23 protein-coding genes and 1 pseudogene are annotated in these 20,685 nt (G+C 37.3%); 18 read left to right on the top strand and 6 right to left on the bottom strand.

Features of this window, described 5'->3' with window-relative positions:
• The first annotated feature begins 130 nt into the window (after positions 1-130).
• Both H0185_RS16740 and H0185_RS16745 read left to right on the top strand, forming a co-directional pair.
• Positions 131-2,059 (top strand): endonuclease MutS2, encoded by a 1,929-nt coding sequence (locus H0185_RS16740; protein WP_221874652.1) that lies wholly within the window; start codon positions 131-133, stop codon positions 2,057-2,059.
• Positions 2,060-2,163: 104 nt separating this feature from the next.
• Positions 2,164-3,246, top strand: coding sequence for a hypothetical protein (locus tag H0185_RS16745; protein WP_221874653.1), 1,083 nt, complete (start codon positions 2,164-2,166; stop codon positions 3,244-3,246).
• A gap of 103 nt (positions 3,247-3,349) precedes the next feature.
• Here the strand turns inward: H0185_RS16745 and H0185_RS16750 are convergent, their stop codons facing one another.
• On the bottom strand, positions 3,350-4,525 hold the full coding sequence (locus H0185_RS16750) for an endo-1,4-beta-xylanase (protein WP_221874654.1): 1,176 nt from the start codon (positions 4,523-4,525) through the stop codon (positions 3,350-3,352).
• A 320-nt stretch (positions 4,526-4,845) separates the two neighbouring features.
• Positions 4,846-5,271, bottom strand: a complete 426-nt coding sequence (locus H0185_RS16755) for an HIT family protein (protein ID WP_221874655.1) — start codon at positions 5,269-5,271, stop codon at positions 4,846-4,848.
• Between the two features lie 162 nt (positions 5,272-5,433).
• Here H0185_RS16755 and H0185_RS16760 point away from each other — a divergent pair, with 162 nt between their 5' ends.
• The 6 genes from H0185_RS16760 to H0185_RS16785 all read left to right on the top strand — a co-directional run bounded on the left by H0185_RS16760 (position 5,434) and on the right by H0185_RS16785 (position 8,558).
• On the top strand, positions 5,434-5,592 hold the full coding sequence (locus H0185_RS16760) for a hypothetical protein (RefSeq protein WP_221874772.1): 159 nt from the start codon (positions 5,434-5,436) through the stop codon (positions 5,590-5,592).
• Positions 5,593-5,630: 38 nt separating this feature from the next.
• Positions 5,631-6,431 (top strand): arylamine N-acetyltransferase family protein, encoded by an 801-nt coding sequence (locus H0185_RS16765; protein WP_221874656.1) that lies wholly within the window; start codon positions 5,631-5,633, stop codon positions 6,429-6,431.
• A gap of 264 nt (positions 6,432-6,695) precedes the next feature.
• The gene (locus H0185_RS16770; RefSeq protein WP_221874657.1) at positions 6,696-6,944 is read left to right on the top strand and encodes a hypothetical protein; all 249 of its coding nucleotides are present in this window, start codon (positions 6,696-6,698) and stop codon (positions 6,942-6,944) included.
• Positions 6,945-6,984: 40 nt separating this feature from the next.
• Positions 6,985-7,452 (top strand): NUDIX hydrolase, encoded by a 468-nt coding sequence (locus tag H0185_RS16775; protein WP_221874658.1) that lies wholly within the window; start codon positions 6,985-6,987, stop codon positions 7,450-7,452.
• A 23-nt stretch (positions 7,453-7,475) separates the two neighbouring features.
• Positions 7,476-8,102, top strand: coding sequence for an NUDIX hydrolase (locus tag H0185_RS16780; RefSeq protein WP_221874659.1), 627 nt, complete (start codon positions 7,476-7,478; stop codon positions 8,100-8,102).
• Between the two features lie 3 nt (positions 8,103-8,105).
• Positions 8,106-8,558: a GNAT family N-acetyltransferase gene (locus tag H0185_RS16785; protein ID WP_221874660.1), complete on the top strand. Its 453-nt coding sequence runs from the start codon at positions 8,106-8,108 to the stop codon at positions 8,556-8,558.
• Between the two features lie 220 nt (positions 8,559-8,778).
• On the opposite strand, the gene H0185_RS16790 is transcribed toward H0185_RS16785, so the two are convergent.
• Positions 8,779-9,201 carry a GNAT family N-acetyltransferase gene (locus H0185_RS16790; RefSeq protein WP_221874661.1) on the bottom strand — a complete coding sequence of 141 codons (423 nt, stop codon included), beginning with the start codon at positions 9,199-9,201 and terminating at the stop codon, positions 8,779-8,781.
• A 115-nt stretch (positions 9,202-9,316) separates the two neighbouring features.
• On the opposite strand from H0185_RS16790, the gene pdxR reads away from it, so the two are divergent.
• From pdxR to H0185_RS16805, 3 genes are all read left to right on the top strand, one after another.
• Positions 9,317-10,729, top strand: a complete 1,413-nt coding sequence (gene pdxR / locus H0185_RS16795) for a MocR-like pyridoxine biosynthesis transcription factor PdxR (RefSeq protein WP_221874662.1) — start codon at positions 9,317-9,319, stop codon at positions 10,727-10,729.
• A gap of 19 nt (positions 10,730-10,748) precedes the next feature.
• Positions 10,749-11,720, top strand: coding sequence for a glycerophosphodiester phosphodiesterase family protein (locus tag H0185_RS16800; protein WP_221874663.1), 972 nt, complete (start codon positions 10,749-10,751; stop codon positions 11,718-11,720).
• A gap of 170 nt (positions 11,721-11,890) precedes the next feature.
• Positions 11,891-12,427: a hypothetical protein gene (locus H0185_RS16805; protein WP_221874664.1), complete on the top strand. Its 537-nt coding sequence runs from the start codon at positions 11,891-11,893 to the stop codon at positions 12,425-12,427.
• Between the two features lie 69 nt (positions 12,428-12,496).
• Here H0185_RS16805 and H0185_RS16810 read toward each other — a convergent pair whose 3' ends face one another.
• Positions 12,497-13,132 carry an FMN-dependent NADH-azoreductase gene (locus H0185_RS16810; protein ID WP_221874665.1) on the bottom strand — a complete coding sequence of 212 codons (636 nt, stop codon included), beginning with the start codon at positions 13,130-13,132 and terminating at the stop codon, positions 12,497-12,499.
• A 120-nt stretch (positions 13,133-13,252) separates the two neighbouring features.
• On the bottom strand, positions 13,253-13,399 hold the full coding sequence (locus H0185_RS16815) for a hypothetical protein (protein ID WP_221874666.1): 147 nt from the start codon (positions 13,397-13,399) through the stop codon (positions 13,253-13,255).
• A 163-nt stretch (positions 13,400-13,562) separates the two neighbouring features.
• On the opposite strand from H0185_RS16815, the pseudogene H0185_RS16820 reads away from it, so the two are divergent.
• The 5 genes and pseudogenes from H0185_RS16820 to H0185_RS16840 all read left to right on the top strand — a co-directional run bounded on the left by H0185_RS16820 (position 13,563) and on the right by H0185_RS16840 (position 18,852).
• Positions 13,563-13,977: pseudogene (locus tag H0185_RS16820) on the top strand (HIT family protein).
• Positions 13,978-14,148: 171 nt separating this feature from the next.
• Positions 14,149-15,528 (top strand): sigma-54 interaction domain-containing protein, encoded by a 1,380-nt coding sequence (locus H0185_RS16825; protein WP_221874667.1) that lies wholly within the window; start codon positions 14,149-14,151, stop codon positions 15,526-15,528.
• A gap of 279 nt (positions 15,529-15,807) precedes the next feature.
• Entirely contained in the window at positions 15,808-17,127 is a 1,320-nt protein-coding gene (locus H0185_RS16830; protein WP_221874668.1) for a GntP family permease, read from the top strand.
• Positions 17,128-17,149: 22 nt separating this feature from the next.
• Positions 17,150-17,926, top strand: a complete 777-nt coding sequence (locus tag H0185_RS16835) for a 3-hydroxybutyrate dehydrogenase (RefSeq protein WP_221874669.1) — start codon at positions 17,150-17,152, stop codon at positions 17,924-17,926.
• Positions 17,927-18,444: 518 nt separating this feature from the next.
• Positions 18,445-18,852: an NUDIX hydrolase gene (locus H0185_RS16840; protein WP_221874670.1), complete on the top strand. Its 408-nt coding sequence runs from the start codon at positions 18,445-18,447 to the stop codon at positions 18,850-18,852.
• Positions 18,853-18,937: 85 nt separating this feature from the next.
• On the opposite strand, the gene H0185_RS16845 is transcribed toward H0185_RS16840, so the two are convergent.
• On the bottom strand, positions 18,938-19,339 hold the full coding sequence (locus H0185_RS16845) for a VOC family protein (protein WP_221874671.1): 402 nt from the start codon (positions 19,337-19,339) through the stop codon (positions 18,938-18,940).
• Positions 19,340-19,659: 320 nt separating this feature from the next.
• On the opposite strand from H0185_RS16845, the gene H0185_RS16850 reads away from it, so the two are divergent.
• Both H0185_RS16850 and H0185_RS16855 read left to right on the top strand, forming a co-directional pair.
• Positions 19,660-20,070 (top strand): GNAT family N-acetyltransferase, encoded by a 411-nt coding sequence (locus tag H0185_RS16850; protein WP_221874672.1) that lies wholly within the window; start codon positions 19,660-19,662, stop codon positions 20,068-20,070.
• A 45-nt stretch (positions 20,071-20,115) separates the two neighbouring features.
• Positions 20,116-20,613, top strand: coding sequence for a GNAT family N-acetyltransferase (locus H0185_RS16855; protein ID WP_221874673.1), 498 nt, complete (start codon positions 20,116-20,118; stop codon positions 20,611-20,613).
• Positions 20,614-20,685: the final 72 nt, after the last annotated feature.

A 20,685-nucleotide genomic window follows, 5' to 3' on the forward strand; every position in this document is an offset into this window, starting at 1 on the left:
CTTTGTGTAAACGGCTTTTTATTTTGGTTAAAAATAGTTGAGAAACCAAGCAGGTTCTATATGCTGGTTTACTTTGAGCCGCGTTGACATTGTTCAACGCGGCTATTTTTATTATTAGGAGGAAATAAAATTGAACCAACATACTTTTAAGGTATTGGAATTTGGGTTGATAAAAGAAACAATCGCAAGTTATGCATTGACGACATCTGGGAAAAAAGAGGTTCTTGCGCTTGAGCCGTCGACGAATGTTAAACAAATCGAGTCTTGGTTAGATGAGCTTTCAGAGGCAGTTGAGATTATGAATAAGTCTACAAGTGTACCTGTGCACGGGTTGGAGGGGATAGAACTTTTATTGCAGAGTTTGAATAAAGGAGTGGCTCTTCGACCTGATCAGTTTTCTAAGCTAGCTGAATTTTTGGATAACTGCGGCAAAATGCGTAGGTTTATGAAAGATAAGGAATGGATGGCGCCCCGAGTGTCAAGCTATATTTATTCGATTGAAGAGCTTCCAGAGTTGGAGAAAGAAATTGTTCGCTGCATTCGTAATGGTGGAGTGGATGATTATGCGAGCAAGGAGCTGTTAAAGGTTCGGAAACAAATAGCCATTCAAGAAGATCGCCTAAAGGAAAAAGTTCTGCAGATGGTGCGCTCGAGTCAACTGAAATCTATTTTACAGGAACAGGTGGTGAGTCAGCGTGACGGACGATATGTCATCCCAGTTAAAAAAGAATACCGAAATAAAATCAAAGGGGCAGTCCTTGATACTTCTGCATCTGGGTCGACATTGTTTATTGAGCCTGAAGAAATTGCACTGTCTCAAGAGCAATTATCGTGGCTAAAGGCAGAAGAGGAAGCGGAGGTCCAAAAGGTTTTATTTTACCTCACTGGTCTTGTAGAAGAAAAAGAATCACAAATCTTCCTTGCAATGGAAACGATGATTCATTATGATGTTTTGTTTGCGAAAGCAAAGTACAGTCGGTCTATCGGTGGCAGGAAGCCTGTTGTCAATGAATCACACTATATTCGATTAGTGGAGGCACGGCACCCGCTGCTAGGTTCACAAGCAGTTCCGCTGACATTCGAGTTAGGGAGCCCTGAACACGCTCTTGTGATTACTGGACCGAACACGGGCGGAAAAACGGTTACGATTAAAACTGTAGGCTTGTTGACGTTAATGGCACAATCTGGATTACACTTGCCAGTTGCTGAAGGTAGCTCGATTAGTGTTTATCAAAATATTCTGGTTGATATTGGCGATGGGCAAAGCATTATGGAGAACTTGAGTACCTTTAGCTCACGAATTGTTAATATCATTGAGATTTTAAAAGAAACAAATGACCGTAGTTTAGTGATCTTAGATGAACTTGGTTCTGGAACTGACCCAGGTGAAGGAATGGGGTTGGCCACAGCCATTCTCGAACAACTCTATGCCAAAGGTGCCACTTTGCTCGCGACCACCCATTATAGTGAAATCAAAGAATTTGCCGATCTGCACGAAGGATTCATCAACGGTTCAATGGAATTTGATTTAAATAGTTTAAAGCCGACGTATAAGCTTCATATTGGAATGGGTGGAGAAAGCCAAGCCTTTGCAATAGCGTTAAAACTAGGGATCCATCCGAAGTTAATCCAGCGAGCACATGAAATAACGTACAAAGAAATAAAAATCTACCACAATGATGAGGTAGATCCTGCTGCTATACGTGAGAAAGAAAAGCAGATCATTGTGAATCGTCATCAGCAGCGAACTAAGAAGAATGCATTAAGGAAAGAAAAAGTTCCAGTTTATCACCAAGGGGATAATGTAGTGATTTCCCCTGACAATCTAATTGGAATTATCTACAAGGGACCAGATGAACAAGGCAATTACCTTGTCCAAGTAAAAGGGGAAAAGAAAGCTTATAATCATAAACGGTTAAGTTTAAAAATAGCAGCAAGTGAAATGTATCCAGAGGATTATGATTTTGATATTATTTTTGAATCGGTCGAAAACAGGAAAAATAAGAAACTGCTATCACGAAAGCATGTTAATGGTCTAACCGTTTTTCACGAAGAGTGAGAGGTAGGAGACATATTGAGTGATCATATGTCTCCACTGTTACAAAACCATTTGTTTAGTTTGAGTGTAGGTAACCTAAACAGTTAAGAAGGTTGGTGTGAATAATGGTATATAATGATGAAACCCTAGATTTTGCAGTTAAGAACAGTGGTCTCGGACCGCTGAAAAGGAAAAATCAAATTTCGTTTTTAGGAGAAGGAGCTTGGCATCACGCTTACCTTGTTTCTACTAATCATACTGAAAAATTTGTGGTCCGTTTACCTAAAAAAGTGTCGGTTTATGGAGACAAAGTCGAATACGATGAAAAGGCCATTCATGCAGATTATCGTGGTACACAGCTATACTATGAAACTGCCAATACAATAAAGGCAGGAATCTGTCCCGAGTTCTTTCATTATTATAATGCTCCAGGGAAGACGTATACCATTGAGACCTATAAAGGTCCAAATGTAAAATTGGCCGATTTAACTAGTAATGAGGCATTTAGTATAGGATTCCAAATGGGGGAATTTTTTCGGGAGATGAATAAAGTAAAGCATAGTTTAAAAGGGTACGGCTACCTGAGTTGGAATGGGAAGGAAGTAGAGGGGCGCTATCAAACGGATGTTTCTACTTTTATGAAAGAGGAAAATGAAGAGTATGCCCAGGATTTTGAACGTGTGTGCAGTTGGGATAAGCGATTTGCTTCTGATGAAATTAAATCAAAACTAATGGATAGCCTTGCTTCAAGATCCATTGATGCGAATACTATCTCGATTACCAATCAAGATGCGTCGCCTGAAAATATCTTATTTTATAACGGGCAAGTCAGCTTAATCGATCCATTCCCAATCCTTTATTATGGCCACTCCCTTGCTGGGAATTTCTTGAACTGCTATGAGACGATTTTTCCTACTTACTTTAATACAAAGAGGTATGAGCGCCATCAGTTTAATCTATATACAAAAGAGTTGAGGGAAATCACGAATGGATATCTACATGGGTATACGTGTGGTGATTCCCATATTAAACAGTTGGTGCGCCGTGAGCAATTTATTAGACTAGCAAATCTAACATATGACCATTTTGTCGTTGCAACTGGAGAGTTGTCTAAAAGAGCTGAGGTTGGGATGGGGACAAGGGATGTTATAAATGAGCGAATATCTGTTTTTCTAGAGATGTTACGCGCATTTAATTTGGATGGATAAATGAAGTTACCATATTAAGATTATGGTTAACTAGCAAGTAACAAAGTTCAAAAAACTAAAAAAGAATCAGCTCCATAAACATGGAGCTGATTCACAGTAGTTTTTATTTATGGTCAATAATTTCCCAATATGCTGGTTTGACGTTGTAATCTGTATCAAAGACAAATGGTGCATCAACACCAACGCCATCGTTGTATTGTTCAGCACGGTCATTTAACCATGTGTGGTTATCAGCAATCCCCCAGAATGTGACAGAGCTGATTTTATCGTCTAATTTCTCGTACAGTTTAAATAACTCATCGTAACGTGTTGCTTGCTCGAGGATGCGCTCCCTTGGAATTAGGTCATAAGTTTGGAACGCCGGTTTTGGTGGCCAGCCATAAAGGCTAACATCTAGCTCAGTAATTTGGTTATCTAAACCAAGACTAGCAAACATATTGATAGAGTCTTCAATTTCTTGAAGGGATGGCCAGCCAACTTGGATATGTGCTTGATGCCCTACTCCATCAATTGGGACACCTTGGTTTAATAAATCTTTTACAAGATTATATAAGTGATCTCTTTTTGGAGATACTTCAGTATTGTAATCATTGATGTAAAGCTTAGCATCTTCTCGAGCATATTTTTTCGCAGTTTCAAAGGCTACCTTAATAAAATCTGTTCCTGCAATTTTGTACCAATTAGACTCACGTATACCTTTGCCGTTTGCTGGATTTCCATCATCAATGACTTCGTTAACTACATCCCAAGACGTTACTACATCACTATATCGTTGAACAATGGTTGCTACATGATTTTCAACACGTTGTAACAATAACTCTTTGTTAGCTTTGCGTTTTACTGGGTCAGTTTCATTGGCCATTTGCTTTCCATCTTTATCAAGGAAGAACCAATCTGGTACTTGGCTATGCCAAATTAGCGTATGGTAACGGACATCCATATTGTTTTCTTTGGCAAACTTCATAATTTTATCTGCTTCTTCGAAGTTGAATACGCCTTCTTGAGGCTGTATATACATTGGCTTCATGGCGTTTTCAGCGACAATGCTATTAAAATGGCGCTTTAATACCGCTGTGTCAGTCGTTCCTTCTAATTGATAAGGCTCAACAGCTGCACCAATGTTGAAGGATTTTTTATATCTTTGGTCAAGTTTTGGGACCTGCAATGCATTCAGACTTGGTTTATTTTGGTTTGCAGCATCTACACTCGATATCCCTACAGGTAATAATAAGGCTAAAGCTAATCCAGAAATAAGCGGTTTGCGTAATACTTTTAGCATGGTTATGTCTCCTTTTAAACAAAAGTATTTGGTTGATATTATTCTGAAAAAACTCTAATAAACCTCCTCTTAATAGATTTCTAGCCAGGGATACAGAAAAAAAGAAAGGGCTTTCATTTTAAACTGTGCTGTTTCGCTGACCTCGAAATGAGTATAGCACCCAAAACTTTGTTTATCTACTGGCTAAACAAAGAATTTTGGCTATTTTCTAAAAATAGTTAATTTGTAATAGGAGGATATACATAGATGGGGGAAATCGTTATAAGGAGTGTGGTTCAAAGGTTTTATTAAAGATATGTAGAAACAAAAGGAATGGGGTATTAATCCAATTCCTTTAGCGTGTTTATAATCTTTCGTTTTGTTTCTTCTAGTTTTTTTCCTTCTTCAATATTGGTTTCTCCGTCCTCTATATAAAATTCTGCAAAGTTTTGTCCTACATATCTTGGAACAATATGCATATGAAAATGAGTTAATTCGTCAAAGACTCCACCGTTTTGACATACGGTAATTCCATCAGGATTAAACAATGTTTTTACCGCTTTCGAAATCCTTTTGGATGCCTCAAATACCGAATTTGCGGTTTTATCATCAAGTTCATCCCAGTAGCGAACATGTTTTTTAGGTAAAATCAAAACGTGTCCTTCGTTATAAGGAGAGTGGTCTAAGATACAACAAACATATTCGTCTTCAAATACGATATGAACAGTGTCTTTTTTGTTTGCTAAATGACAACCCAAACAGTTCATTTAGGCTTCCTCCCTTTTTAACTCTATATTAATTAAGATTATATCTTAATTAATATAGAGTTGTCTTTTTCAATATTCTTGGTTTCTGTGTATCGTATTAATAGACAAAGGTTAAATAATATGTGAATAATTTAAATTCCCTTTTTATTAAGAATAACTTAGTTGCTATATTATGGAGATACGTTTACGATTACGGATAAAAGCGTTGAAGGCATAGGGAATAACGTTTCTTTAGAGTTTATAGATATGGATTTTACAAGCGAAGGTGCATCAAAGCTTGTCGTTTATGGTTGTTCACCAATTGATAAAAACACTATTTAAATTCTATATTGTCATAATGAAGGTAGGAGGAATGAACATTGAATGACTTAAACTTGCAATTTCGAAGCAGAATTGGTTTCCCGCCTAATATAGAAATCTCATTTGAAAACTTAGATTTTGTCCTTGAGAAAACAGCCAAAGCTATCCCGTTTGAAAATTTGTGTATTTTAGGGAATAGGATTTCAACTATATCAAAAGAGACATTAATGAATAAAATTATTCACCAGAAGGAAGGTGGTCTTTGTTATGAACTAAATACTATCTTTCATCTATTTTTACTTGAGAATGGGTTTAAGACATCCTTAATTCGAGGGATGACCTATGACCATAATGGTCATCAATGGAATCCAATTGGTAAAACCCATGTAACCATAATCATGAATGATCATGAACAACCATATATTGTAGACACTGGTTTTGGAGGAAACTTACCTTTAAAACCTGTTCCGTTAAGTGGGGGGATAGTGGTATCCAATAACGGTGAATTTCGCATCGAATGTGTAGACCGTGAAAGTGGGGACTATATTTTCTATATGAAGTTAAGACACAAACACAAAGATTGGAAAATTGGCTATACCTTTAATGTGAAGGACGATATACAAAACGTCAGCGATTTAAATGCTATTCAAACAATAATTGTTGAGCATCCTAAATCTCCTTTCAATAAGAACCCATTGCTTACAATGCTAACGGATGATGGAAATATGATATTAACTGAGAATTCGTTTACGGAGTGGGTTAACGGGAAAGTGGAGAAAAAAGAAATTGATCAAAATCAGTTCAATGAGCTCGCGAAAGAGCATTTTGGAATTCAGGAGTATAAAGAACAAGATGAATAAATGGGTGAGAGAATCCATGCATTCTAATATAGTGAGGATAAGCTGAGAGAACCATATGACTCATCAGGTAAAAAAGAACCTTTTACAAAGGCTCTTTTCTCAAAATAGCTTTTTAATAGTAAAGACATTCATCTACTTGCAAAAGAATTTCAATCATGAGGAAAGAGCTCGCATTCTTATATAAATCTCAAGAATAGCTGTAAATTTCACTTCTAATTTTAGGAATACTTTGGGAAGTTTATACAGAAAAAAAGAGGTGAAAAGTTGAGAAGTTACTTGTTATTTTTTATAAGTTTTCTAGCACTCTATTTTATTATTCAATTTGTTTCGGGGTTGATTTTAACGGCAACCTATAAACCTAAGTTTTCAGAAACAGGAGGTTCAAGTGTTCATTTATCAAATGAAGTGGCATTAGGGGGAAGCCTGGGAGTTCCGTTTATTGCTCTTGTTATTTTAGCTACTTTAATGGCTTGGCTAGTTGTGAGAATGGTAAGGAAAGTTATGGGAAAATAGAAGGTTATTAGGTAAAAAAAGGCCAGGAAGGAACTATCAAATGGGAATGTCTACATATTATAAAAAACTTCGTGAAAAAGTAGGGAATCAGTTAATTTTCATGCCAAGCGTTGCAGGCATTATACGTAATGAATCTGGGGAAATTTTATTTCAGAATAAGGGGAATGGTGAGAAATGGAGCCTTCCCGCGGGGGCAATTGAACCTGGAGAGTCACCTGCAGTTGCGTTGGTACGTGAAGTATGGGAAGAAACTGGTTTACACGTTGTACCAACGGAAATTATAGGAGTGTTCGGTGGAAAAGACTTCAGGTATACATATCCTAACGGTAACCAAGTAGAATACAATGTTTTTATGTTCGAATGTGATGTTCGGGATGGGGTTCTTAATCCTATCGACCAAGAAACTGCAGAATTGCGATACTTTCAGCCTGAAAATATGCCCGAACTTGCATTGCCATATCCTAAAGGACTATTTATAAATAAAAATAGAAGTACCTACTTTAATTAACGTATTCAATAGGGAGAGATTTAATGGAATCTGAACGTTTAAAAATATTTGATAATAAACGAAATCTGATTGGAACTGCAAGTCGTGAAGAAGTACATAGGCTTGGATATTGGCATGAAGTTTTTCATTGTTGGGTCATTTCCTCTGTAGCAGGAACTAATTGTATCTATCTCCAGCTTCGCAGTGAAACAAAGAAAGATTACCCAAGTTTATTTGACATAACCGCTGCTGGGCATCTACTTGCAGACGAAACCGTTCGAGATGGTGTTCGAGAGATAGAAGAAGAAATAGGCGTATGTTTAAACTTTGAAGAGCTTATTCCAATAGGTATTTTTGATTACTGTGTTGTACGGGATAACTTTATCGACAAAGAACTTGCGAACGTCTTTTTATATAAGACTACTAAAAACGTTAATGATTTCATTCTCCAACAAGAAGAGGTTGCTGGGATGGTAAAAGCAGACTTTAAAGATTTCTACAAACTTTGGCTTGGTCAAAAAGAAGAGATAAAAGTTAGCGGGTATAAAATGAATAGTCAGGGAGAACGGATGATTTTGAATGAGACTGTTGGGAAAGAACGTTTTGTTCCACATCCACTATCTTTTTATCAAGAAATAACCCATAAAATTAAAGAAGTAATAGGGGGATAAAAGTTGCTGAAGTTAAAGGAAATCAAAACAGATAATTGGTTGGATGTAATACGTCTTTCCAGCGGAGAGGACCAAAAAAATAAGATATTCGAACAATATATTGCCTCTAATTGCCTCTCGATAGCTCAAGCTAGTGTATCGAACGAGTGGGTCACCAGGGCTATATATAATGATGAAACATTAATTGGATTCACGATGTATGGATATTCAGAGGAACTTAAAGGCTATGAAGTTTGTAGGTTAATGGTTGATTACCATTTCCAAGGACAAGGTTTTGGGAGAGAAGCATTGCAGCTTATTATTAAAGTGATGAAAATTCAGTATGAATGCAAAGAAATACTAATTTGTTTCTTACCAGATAATTTCAAAGCCAGGACTCTCTACGAAACTTGTGGTTTTGAGAATACAGGGAAAACAATAGAGGATGAGGTCATTTATGTTTTAAAGTTTGTCTAGTATGACGATTTAAAAGACTATAATGTTTATTGTTCATTGCTAACCTTTTAACGTAGCCAGCTAGTTAATATGTTTGCAAGCTCTCCTCTCATAGATTGAAGCTTTTTGTAGATTAGAATTTGCTGGTATCTATTGCTTTTGAGATCCAAAAGCATTCAGATTGAAAAGAGCCTTATAAAAAGAAATAGCTTCAATACATAGAAGCTATTTCTTTTTACGCTTATTTTTTTCTTAAAATACGAAACCCGTTATCTATTCTTTCAAAACCAACACGTGGATAATAATCCATTGCAACGGGAGAGGATAATAGTAATAACGTGACTTCATCGGTAATTTGTTCTTGCACTAAACGAATTAACTCTTTTCCGATTCCTTGTTTTTGATAGTGTTGATCAACAGCTAAGTCGGATAAATAGCAGCAATAACTAAAGTCAGTAATGGCTCTGGCCACTCCTACAAGTTCATCATGGTCCCATGCAGTGATAAGGAGATGACTATTTGTAATCATTCTCTCCAAGCGAGGCAAATCATCAATTGGCCTTTTAATCCCGGAATTTTTAAATATCGTTGATAATTCCTTTGCTGTAATTGGTTCATTCACTTTGTAGGTAATAAATTTCGCTTTCTCCGCATAAGTACTCATCTTTCCAACACTCCTTCTTTTTTATATAGTTGAATTATAAGGAATATCTGGTATTGTCAAAAGGGTCAGATATAATATATTTATCCATGCCAGTTTAGTGGGGAGGATAAGCTTGATGATGGAAATAACAATCGTGTTAGACCATACCAGTGGGGAGCCATTGTATCTTCAACTCTATCAATTTATTAAAAATGAAATTCTAACCGGGAGGATTGAACCAGAGTCTAAGTTGCCTTCTAAACGAAAACTAGCCGTTCATTTAGACATCAGTCAAACAACTGTTGAAACTGCGTACGAGCAATTGTTGGCTGAAGGATATGTTGAAAGTATCCCGAGGAAGGGACTTTATGTAAAAGAAATTAATAGTGGTCTGTTCTCAAAGAAAGATGAAAGGGTCAATCCCCAGAAAGAAAAAAGGGACAAGCCATCAGATTCTTTTATCGTCGATTTTAGTCATGGGAAAATTGCCTTAGAAGCATTTCCCCATACGATATGGAGAAGGTTGAGTATCCAAAGCCTATACGAAGAGGAAAGTGCATTGTTTTTTAATGGTGAACGTCAAGGAGAATGGGCACTAAGAGAACAGTTGGCACATTATTTATATCAATCAAGGGGAGTAAGATGTACACCTGAGCAAATTATTATCGGAGCTGGTACCCAGTATTTAATCAATTTGCTCACGTTGATCCTTGGCCGAGATAGAGTTTTTTCAATGGAAGAACCAGGGTTTCATCGTACAAGGGAGGCATTCAAGGATCAAGGTGTTCAATTAAAACCAATCCCCCTAGATCAAGATGGAATCAACCTCAACCTGTTATATGAAAGTGGGGCAGAGGTTACCTATGTAACACCTTCGCACCAATTTCCTATAGGAATGGTCATGCCAATTAATCGCAGGATGGAATTGTTGCAATGGGCACATGAGAGGGAAGCCTTTATTATTGAAGATGATTATGATGGGGAATTTCGGTATAAGGGAAAACCGATTCCATCTCTTCAAGGATTGGATCCAAATGGAAGAATCGTGTATTTAGGCACATTTTCTAAATCGCTGATTCCATCTCTTCGCATTAGCTTTGTGGTCTTACCGTTGTTATTATTAGAAAAGTATAATAAGGATTTTTCAATTTACAAGCAAACTGTTTCGCGCTTACATCAACATACGCTCGAGCAATTTATGAAAAATGGACATTGGGAAAGGCATTTGAACAGGATGAGGACTGTTTATCGGAAGAAGCAACAAATGCTTATTCAATGTATTGAGAAATTCCTAGGGAAACAAGTAGAAGTAGTGGGTGATGAATCAGGATTACATATTTTACTTAAAGTGAATACTCAATCTTCCGAAACCAAGCTTATTGAACAAGCAGCACAAATGGGCGTTAAGGTTTATCCTACTTCTGTTTATTACCAAATTGTGAATTCTTCCCAAAAACCGATGATTTTATTAGGCTTTGGTGGGGTATCCGAGAAGGAAATTGAAATAGGGATTCAACTGCTAAGAGTGGCCTGGTTTGAATCGGAATAAATGGTCATAGGAGGAAAAGATGAAAGGAAAAAAGCGATTAAAGATTGTAGGTTGGATTCTTTTACTATTGATTCTTTTTATTTATCTAAATAACAGTACATTATTGATGAAAAATACAGAAACGAAACCAACTTTACTTGCTCATCGGGGAATGGCGCAAACATTTAGCATGGAGGGGATTGAGTGGGATACTTGTACAGCTGAACGTATTTATCCACCAGAACATCCTTTTATTGAGAATACACTGCCATCAATTAAGGCGGCGTTTGACGAGGGTGCAGATAGTGTAGAATTTGATGTAAAGCGTACAAAGGATAATCAATTTGCAGTTTTTCATGATCATGAACTATCTTGTCGAACCAATGGGAAAGGGGCTCCTTCGGATTACACGATGGAGGAACTAAAACAGTTGGATGTTGGCTATGGGTATACGGCTGATAATGGTGAGACCTATCCTTTTCGTGGGAAAGGTGTCAGGATGATGCCGTCGATTATGGAAGTTTTATCACAATTTCCTGACAAGAAATTTTTAATTCATATTAAAAGTAGTGACCGTGAAGACGGGGAACTTTTGGCAAAGTATATAGAGGCTTTACCTGAAGAACAACAATCAATGCTCACTGTATATGGAGACGATGGTCCGGTAGAACTAGTAGAAGAAAAATTACCAGAACTTCGCGTGATGTCAATGAACACAATGAAAAATTGCATGATTCCTTATCTTAGCTTAGGGTGGACAGGATATATACCAGCAGAGTGTGAGAACACACAAATCCATCTTCCAGAAAAATATGCACCCTTTATATGGGGGTGGCCAGATAAATTCATAAAGAGAATGGAATCCGTTAATACAAAGGTGGTTATTGTCGCTGGTGATGGCGGCTGGTCGGAGGGCTTTGATGAGAAAAAGGATCTAGAGCGATTACCTGCTAACTTTGGTGGGGAAATATGGACAAACCGGATTTATAACATCGCGCCTATACTTAAATAACTGTTTTCATAGATGAGTAAGTGGAAGCTCTTTTCTCGTAATAAATCTTGCAGTGAAACATAGCTTTATCTATATTCTCATGATGGACTTATAGAAAAGACCCTAAATAGTGACTGTTTCGGAAGAGGGTCATATTTTGTACTTCTATAAACAAAAGAAAGGGGAGGGCATTGGATAGGTATACAGCAGTTTTAAATAATTCAGAAAAGGCTATTTTCAAGCAAATGATTGGAAAGACAGTGAACTGTATAGTGAGTCCATCCATTACGGTTGAACTTGGAGAGAATTTATACACATTAGATGTTTCGGCGTCAATGGAAATGGAAGAATCAAAGTATATTGTCTTTTCGAATTTATGGCAGGAAACAACGTATGGAGAAGCTTATTGGAAAATTGCAGTGAAGGAACAGAATGTACCAGATAGGATGAAGTATAAAGTTGAAGAGGGGAAGGTCATTGCCTATACCGGGAATATCAACATGATTTCCGTTTTTTCAAAGATTGAAAGGATTGTCGTGTATAGAGCTGATAAAGTTTATGAAGAAGAACAGCTGTGCTTTGATGCTGCGGTTGTGATCCAAACTGATAAAGGTCAAGATATCTGTTTTACCTCTAGTACGATACCAACAGTCCTAGCACTAACTTGGGAGAAAGAAAAGCTAAAGACGATTATTCGTGATTTTCATATTAGCCATGAGTTTAGATAATGTGAGGGAGTGTAAAAGGGTGCCAGAAAGACGAAGGAGATATATCCCTTTAGTCCACTGGCACTCTTTTTAAAAAGTATGTGCTAAATCCTTAGCACGAGCAATGGCATTTGCTTTAATTTCTTCTGCTTTATCTGGCATTGCATTATGACCCTCGACAAATAATCCTTCAAAAGATGGAACACCAAAGAATTGCATCATAATATCTAAATATCGATGCCCCATTTCCATTTGTGCTGCTGGCCCTTCTGAATAAATCCCACCACGTGCCTGGATATGTAGAGCTTTTTTATCACCCAAGAGTCCGATAGGGCCTTGTTCTGTATATTTGAATGTTTTCCCCGCAACTGCTACAGAGTCTAAATAGGCTTTCATGACAGGTGGAAATGAAAAATTCCACAACGGGGTGACAAAAACATATTTGTCCGCAGAGACAAATTGTTCACTTAACTCGGATAACCTACCAACCTTTGCTTTCTCTTCGGATGATAACTCCTCAAAACTTTGTCCAGAACGAAGTTTCCCCCAGCCACTGAAAACATCGACATCGATTTGGGGAATATTTTCCTTATATAGATCTACAGTGACAATTTCATCATTAGGATTTTTTTCTTTGTAGGTATCGATAAAAGCTTTTCCTACTGCCATACTGTAGGACATAGTGTCATCATGTGGATGAGCTGTGATATACAATACTTTAGCCATGTTGCACGTCCTCTCTTCAAAGTTAACGAGGATAGTTTGTGCATATAAATAAACTCTATACTCAATACAGTTCTAATACATAAAAAAGGAATGTGAATACTCACATTCCTTTTTTATGTATTATTCTGCTTTTTCATTTGTGTAAGGGTTTCCGCTTAAGCTTTTTCTAATTTCATCAGTTAATACAAATGATTCTACGTTATTTTCAAATTGAGCTTCACTAATGTTTTGAAGGCTTCCGTCAAAATGTAGTGGTTTGTTTTCCATAGGTAGTTTCACCTCCGTCAATAGTAGCATATTCATTATTTTACTAATTATTTAGGTCTTTTGGTAGATGTTTTTTGAATTTAGCGATATTTTTTATAGTTTTGAGATGTTGTATGTTTAGAAATAATGATTTAGGAGTAAAGAGAAGATATTAAAAGGAACTATGTCTTACAATAAAGAATGTCCATTTTGCCATCCATCGAAAGATAAGGACAAAATATAGTCTTTAAGACATGCTACTTTTTAAAACAAAATCTTCACCAAGATGTATTAGAAGGATCGGGTTTTATCGTTCCTAAGAAACATCATGAAAACGCATTTGAACTACTAAAAGAAGAATGGAACGATACATACGAATTGTTACAAAAGGCAAAGGAATCTTTCATACAACCTATCATCCAGATGGTTTTACCTTAGGATGGAATATAGGAGAAGTATATAATCAAACGATCCTTCATTGTCATTTGCATGTGATACCGCGCTACAATGATGAGCCACTTGCGGGAAAAGGGATAAGGTATTGGTTGAAGCAACCAGAAAATAGAAGAGAAAAGCGGAACAAGGGATCACTTCTCTAATAGGAGCCCCTAAACGCATATTATTAAAATGGATGGAAGGGGAAAAATACCTTCCATTTTTTTGTGTTTATTTTTATTTCCTTCAAGTGAATGATTTTTGAGTCATTTGTCTATTAAATATTCACCATCTTCATAGAATGATAGTAGATACTTTGGAAAGATGGTGATAGGATGCTGAACCATTTAGATGTTCAATATAAAAATGACATTTTAGAGACCATCATTGATAGTGCCTATGAATGGATTGTTGTCGTCAACACAGATGGAAATATTGTCTATATGAATAAAAATTATTGTCAGTTTCTAGAAATTGACCGAAATGATGCGATTGGGCAGCATGTTACCAAAGTAATCGAGAACTCACGCATGCATATCGTCGCACAATCAGGGAAGGAGGAAATTGCAGATTTACAATACATAAAAGGAAATTATATGATAGCCAATCGCATTCCCATTTTTTCAGAGGGGAAAATCATTGGGGCGTTAGGAACGGTTATTTTCCGTGACACGAAAGAGTGGAATAAAATGAGCTCTCATATAAAAAGCTTGATGCCAAAACTACAGACATATCTACTGGATTTAGAAGAAAGTAATGGTGCGAAATATACCCTACAGGACATTAAGACGGTTTCCAAACCAATGATTGAATTGAAGGAAAAAGTGAAAAACATTGCATCTGGTGATATATCCGTTTTGATTCGGGGGGAAAGTGGAACCGGAAAAGAACTTTTTGCACATAGCATACATCGGTTGAGTCCCAGAAGTCATCAGCCGTTTATCAAAGTAAATTGCGGAGCTATCCCAGAGCATCTACTGGAATCAGAATTATTTGGTTATGAAGAAGGGGCCTTTACTGGAGCCAAAAAGGGAGGGAAAAAAGGGAAGTTTTTGTTAGCTCATGGGGGTTCGATCTTCTTAGATGAAATTGGAGACATGCCACTTAATATGCAGGTAAAGCTCCTTCGCGTTTTACAAGATAAAGAAGTAGAGCCTGTGGGGTCTGTGAAACCAATTCCTGTGAATGTTCGGGTGATCGCGGCAACGAATCGCCCGTTGGAGAAAATGATTGAAGAAAAGAGGTTCCGTGAAGACTTATTTTATCGAATCAATGTGATGACACTGAAGGTTCCGCCATTACGGGACCGACCAGAAGATATTAGGCATTTAACAGAGTTTTTTCTTGAAAAAATCTCAAAGCGGGCGGGAAAGCGAATTACCAAGATCAATGATGAAGTGAGAAAGGTGTTTGACCAGCATAACTGGCCGGGGAATTTACGGGAATTGGAAAATGTCATTGAAGCGGCCGTTCACCTAACAGAAGCTGACAAAATCACGATCTCGTCCTTGCCTGAATCACTCAAAGACGATCCCAAGATATTAATCGGGCAACTTTCATTAAAAGAAATCTTAGAGGAGACGGAAAAACGAATTATTAAGAGAACATTAGAACAGTTTCACCAAGATAAGCTCGAAGCAGCAAAAGCACTCGGAATTAGCAAATCGAGTATGTATGAGAAACTAAAAAAATACTCGCTTGGATATGTAGATTGATTGAAGTTCCAGAATTCCGGAATACAGTCCAGAGTTCTGGAAAATTTGTTTCAAGAGTCTACTATAAGGGTTTAAGCTAAGCTAGCTTGTGGTAATTCCAGAATTCTGGAAAAGCGTTAAGTGAAAAGAGAGGATTAATGATAATTTAAATCCTTTTACAGTTTGGCACGGTATTTGCATATAAAAAGTGTGTACAAATAGGAAGACAAGGTGGTGATTGAAAGCGTTTACCAATATCGGTGAAGTTGTGCTTCAAATGATGGTAAAGGGGGAAATGCAATGCTCAGTATGATAGGTCTCATCGGGGGATTAGTTCTATTAATCTATTTAACCATGAAGGGGATGAACTTACTTGTAGCAGGTCCACTATGTGCTTTATTTGTGGCGGTATTAAGTGGTTTGCCTTTGTTTCCGCAACAAGTTGGCGAGGGAGAGGCTGATTTAATCACCAATTATATGGGCGGGTTTTCAGGATTTGTGACTTCCTGGTATTTAATGTTCTTGCTTGGTAGCATCTTTGGCAAGGTAATGGAAGACAGTGGAGCTGCAGATAGTGTTTCCAAATGGGTCGTTGAAAAATTAGGAATGAAGCACGCAGTACTAGCGGTGGTCGCGGCTTGTGCTATTTTGACTTATGGTGGAGTTAGTTTATTTGTTGTGGCTTTCTCTGTCTACCCGATGGCATTGAGTTTATTTAAACAAGCCAACTTGCCTCGTCGATTTATTCCTGCAGCTCTTGCGCTAGGTTCGGTCACTTTTACAATGACCTCTGCTGGATCACCTGAAATTCAGAATTGGATTCCAATTGAATTTCTCGGTACGACTCCTTATGCTGGCTGGGAAGTAAGTTTAATTGTTGCAGTCTTTATGGCTGTGTTTGGATACTGGTGGCTAAAACGTATGATCAAAAAAGCAGTTGAGAAAGGAGAAACGTTTACGGCACGGGAAAATAACCCTGTTGTTGAAAGTAAAAAGCTACCTCACCCAATTACAGGCTTAGTCCCACTGCTTGTTGTCCTTATTATCTCATTTGTTTTTCATGATTCCTTGAAGCAATCAGCCTTAATCCTAGCGCTTTTAGGTGGGGTAATTGCTACTTATTTATTGAACAGGAGTTATTTCAAATCTTTTTGGAATGCTGTTTCCGATGGAACAATGGGTGCACTTGTGGCAATTGGGAATACGGCCGCTGTTGTTGGTTTTGGTGGCGTTGCCAAGGTTGTTCCAGCATTTCAAACAGCTGTTGACGCAATGACCAGTATTCCAGGAAGTCCGCTCATTGGTGGTGCGATTGCGGTCAGTGTGATTGCGGGGATGACAGGTTCGGCATCTGGTGGTCAGGCGATCGCTCTGCCACTATTAGCACCACATTATATTGACATGGGGGTCAATACAGAAGCTTTGCATAGAACGGTGGCAATTTCTTCAGGCGCACTTGATTCATTGCCGCATAATGGCTATGTAGTGACGACCATTCGCTCGATTTGTGGGGAGTCTCATCAAGATGCCTATGGTGCAGTCTGTGCCCTAACAGTTATTATTCCAGTCATAGGCTTAGCGCTTGCGATTATTTTATTTTCATTAGGGTTAGGGATTTAAAATTTGGAAGGATGGTTAAAACGTGGTTGAACAAAAGGTTGTTTTTATCACAGGTGCCGCAAGGGGGATTGGCTTTGAAATTGGAAAAACATTTGCAGAAAACAAGTACATTGTCGTGCTAAGTGATCTCGACGAAAAAGCGGTTGAAGAAGCGGCGAGCTCTCTTAGGGATATTGGAATGGAAGCAATCGGGATGAAGTGCGATGTGACGAAAGAAGATCAGCTAAAGCAAGCTCTAGAAACAACAGTTGAGCAATATGGCAGGATTGATGTTCTCGTTAACAACGCAGGTATGCAACATGTTGCCGCAATTGAGGACTTCCCAATAGAAAAATATGAGTTATTGTTATCCATCATGTTAACGGCATCTTTTACATCCATTAAACATGTCTTCCCGATAATGAAAAAACAGAAATATGGTCGCATCATCAATATGGCATCTATTAATGGATTGGTCGGTTTTGCGGGAAAGGCGGCCTATAACAGTGCTAAGCACGGGGTAATCGGCTTAACAAAGGTTGCAGCACTTGAGGGGGCAGAGTATGGAATCACAGTGAATGCTGTTTGTCCAGGATATGTTGACACGCCGCTCGTTCGCAATCAGATGGCGGATCTAGCAAAAACAAGGAATGTGCCAGTAGAACGTGTTCTTGAGGATGTCTTGTACCCACTAGTTCCGCAAAAAAGACTGTTAGACGTTGAAGAAGTCGCTCAGTATGTGTTGTTTTTAGCCGGTGATCATGCAAAAGGAATTACAGGGCAGGCTTGTGTGATTGATGGTGGGTATACAGCTCAATAATTCATTTTAGAAAAATACTAGGGTCTTTAATAAGAGGTGCAGTTATGCACCTCTTTAGTTGGAGTATAAATAGAATGTGTTCCAACTATCACCCTCGGGGTTACACATCCTATAGTAAAAGTGAAAAAAGATAGCTGGGAAACACAACAAAGCGGAGATAATAAAAATACATAATATAATTATCGTAAACTACAGAATTTTCCTCGGGTATCCGTAATCCTTCTATTAATATTAGCTGGATACGTAAAGGTAAATATATTTCACAAGTTAAGAAGGATGGTCACTTGGTAGCTTTTTTTAGCGTTGATTGGAAATATTTTCACTGCGATTTTGGGTTCTCTTCTAACTAGCTAAGATAAAGAATGATGAAGAAAAGCTAGGATTAATAAATAGCAAAGCACAAAGCACAAAGCAGTACTTCTTTGAAGGAAGTATGGTTCTTCGTGTTGAACAAAATTATAGAGAACTTTAATTAAGATAAAAATAAAACAATCACACAAAAAGAATGGGGATTTTCTATGAAACCACCGAAACATATTCTATCAGCCGCAACCATTGTATTAAATGAGAAGGGTGAAATTCTTTTAATAAAAGGACCACGACGAGGATGGGAAATGCCAGGCGGACAAGTAGAAGAAGGGGAATCTTTAAAGGCAGCTGCAATTCGTGAAACAAAAGAGGAAACAGGAATTGATATTGAAGTAACAAGATTTTGCGGAGTTTTTCAGAATGTTAGCAATGGTGTTTGTAACACGTTATTTTTAGGCGAACCTATTGGAGGAGAGCTTGAAACAAGCTTTGAGAGTCTGGAAGTAGGTTATTTTCCGATATCAAAAGCCATGGAAATGGTAACATGGAAAAATTTTAAACAAAGAATCGAGTATTGTCTGAACAAAGAATCACATCCCTTTTATATTGAATTTTAACAAACTATGGTTTATATAAATATACTATGAACTCAATTGCATGATTGAGTTCTGGAAGAGCCACCAATATGGTGGCTTAATCATCTCATTGCCCCGAATGTAGGACGTTTGTTACACTTAATAAATTGCCGTCAGGATCCTTAAATCCAAATCCTCCATACCCATTCTCTGGAGAGATATTTAGTGTTCCAACAGGAATGTCTTTCTCTTTTAACCAGTGATAGAACTCTTCTAACTTCGGACTATAAAAATCAATTATGCTATGGATGATGCCATTATTAGTATTTTTAAAAGAAATTTCCTGTGTTTCATCCGTTTGAACTAAGTAAATGGTTGGAACACCTTTTGACTTATAAGTAAGCATTGCATTTTTAGTACCTTTAAATTCGAGCGAAACCCCTAGAATATCAATATAAAATTCAATTGATTTTTCCAAATTGGTAACCGGTATTTCAAGTGTAGCCACATGTGAAATAAAATGAGACATCCTCTTACCTCCCTTTTGGTGAATGGTACCTGTTCTTTTTATTCTAAAGGAAGAAAAAAAGAATTCCTATAATAAGGAGAAAAATCGATGAAATTTATGGTAGTGACATTGACGCCAATTCAAAAATTATTTATAAAAAATGGGGGATACCTCCTTTCCAAAAGGAAGGAACTGAACTTTATAAAGTAAAAGAGCTGGAAGATAGGGTAACAGTTTAGTCACCATCAAAAATTAAAATGATATCAGTCTATTTTCCAACATTATAATAATCTTTAATTATTATAAAAGCTTAACGTAACTATTTTGAATGGGAGGTTTCTATGAGAGAAATACCGTCGAAGGATGTTCATCCCACATTTAGAGAGCTCTTTTCCTATGCAACTAGTATGGAGAAAGTTGATTATGAAATAGCCCGATATATAGATTCCAGCAATCGCAAGTTGTATGAATACCAATTAGATGATGAAATTGTTGGTTTTGTGGGTGTTGAGGTGATTACATTAAAGCATTATGAAATAAAACATATTTCCGTATTACCTGATCTTAGAGGTCAAAGTATCGGGAGTAAGATGGTTAAGTTTGTTTGTGAAAAACATGGTTTGAGTTTCATATCTGCTGAAACGGATTGTGATGCTGTAGAGTTTTATCGGAAATATGGATTTGAGGTAATCCATTTAGGAGAAAAATATCCCGGTGTTAACAGGTTCAGATGTGAGTATAAGGTAGGTTGACGTAATTTTTACATTGGGACTTATATGATTTTAGGAGGTTATACTATGATTATTAGAGAGATTGAAATTGAAGATGCCAAGCGTTTTGTAACATTGATTAATCAAGTTGAAAGTGAATCTGAATTTTTATTGTTTGAATCTGGAGAAAGAAAGCTAACGGTTGAACAGCAAGAAAAACGAATAGAAATGATGAAGCATGAAGGAAATTCGACGATCTTCGTTGCCGAGGAAAACAGTGAATTTATTGGTTACCTTATTGTTATGGGTGGACAGGCCATAAGAAATAGGCATACAGCTTATCTTGTAATTGGGATTAAAGGTGAGTACAGAGGGCAGGGAGTAGGAAGCAAACTATTTGAATGCCTAGAGAAGTGGGCTATGGAGAAACAAATCCACCGTCTAGAATTAACGGTTGTGACTCTAAATGTAGCGGGGATTCGTTTATATCAAAAAATGGGTTTTGAAATAGAGGGGACAAAAAGAAGCTCTCTTTGCATTGATGGAGCATACGTAGATGAATACTATATGTCTAAGGTATTTTAACTTTAGAGCTCTGAAAAAGACATTTAAAAACACAGAAGGTGGTAAAAAGTCACCACCTTTTTTTAGGGTAAC

This window comes from Mesobacillus maritimus, assembly GCF_019749255.1.
GTDB lineage: Bacteria > Bacillota > Bacilli > Bacillales > Cytobacillaceae > Mesobacillus_B > Mesobacillus_B maritimus_A.

Coding starts and splice junctions, on each gene's coding strand:
- H0185_RS16780 (WP_221874659.1), top strand. CDS start 7,476: ATGGAATCTGAACGTTTAAAAATATTTGATAATAAACGAAATCTGATT.
- H0185_RS16815 (WP_221874666.1), bottom strand. CDS start 13,399: ATGGAAAACAAACCACTACATTTTGACGGAAGCCTTCAAAACATTAGT.
- pdxR (WP_221874662.1), top strand. CDS start 9,317: ATGATGGAAATAACAATCGTGTTAGACCATACCAGTGGGGAGCCATTG.
- H0185_RS16830 (WP_221874668.1), top strand. CDS start 15,808: ATGCTCAGTATGATAGGTCTCATCGGGGGATTAGTTCTATTAATCTAT.
- H0185_RS16825 (WP_221874667.1), top strand. CDS start 14,149: ATGCTGAACCATTTAGATGTTCAATATAAAAATGACATTTTAGAGACC.
- H0185_RS16750 (WP_221874654.1), bottom strand. CDS start 4,525: ATGCTAAAAGTATTACGCAAACCGCTTATTTCTGGATTAGCTTTAGCC.
- H0185_RS16745 (WP_221874653.1), top strand. CDS start 2,164: ATGGTATATAATGATGAAACCCTAGATTTTGCAGTTAAGAACAGTGGT.
- H0185_RS16840 (WP_221874670.1), top strand. CDS start 18,445: ATGAAACCACCGAAACATATTCTATCAGCCGCAACCATTGTATTAAAT.
- H0185_RS16800 (WP_221874663.1), top strand. CDS start 10,749: ATGAAAGGAAAAAAGCGATTAAAGATTGTAGGTTGGATTCTTTTACTA.
- H0185_RS16775 (WP_221874658.1), top strand. CDS start 6,985: ATGGGAATGTCTACATATTATAAAAAACTTCGTGAAAAAGTAGGGAAT.
- H0185_RS16755 (WP_221874655.1), bottom strand. CDS start 5,271: ATGAACTGTTTGGGTTGTCATTTAGCAAACAAAAAAGACACTGTTCAT.
- H0185_RS16855 (WP_221874673.1), top strand. CDS start 20,116: ATGATTATTAGAGAGATTGAAATTGAAGATGCCAAGCGTTTTGTAACA.
- H0185_RS16810 (WP_221874665.1), bottom strand. CDS start 13,132: ATGGCTAAAGTATTGTATATCACAGCTCATCCACATGATGACACTATG.
- H0185_RS16790 (WP_221874661.1), bottom strand. CDS start 9,201: ATGAGTACTTATGCGGAGAAAGCGAAATTTATTACCTACAAAGTGAAT.
- H0185_RS16850 (WP_221874672.1), top strand. CDS start 19,660: ATGAGAGAAATACCGTCGAAGGATGTTCATCCCACATTTAGAGAGCTC.
- H0185_RS16845 (WP_221874671.1), bottom strand. CDS start 19,339: ATGTCTCATTTTATTTCACATGTGGCTACACTTGAAATACCGGTTACC.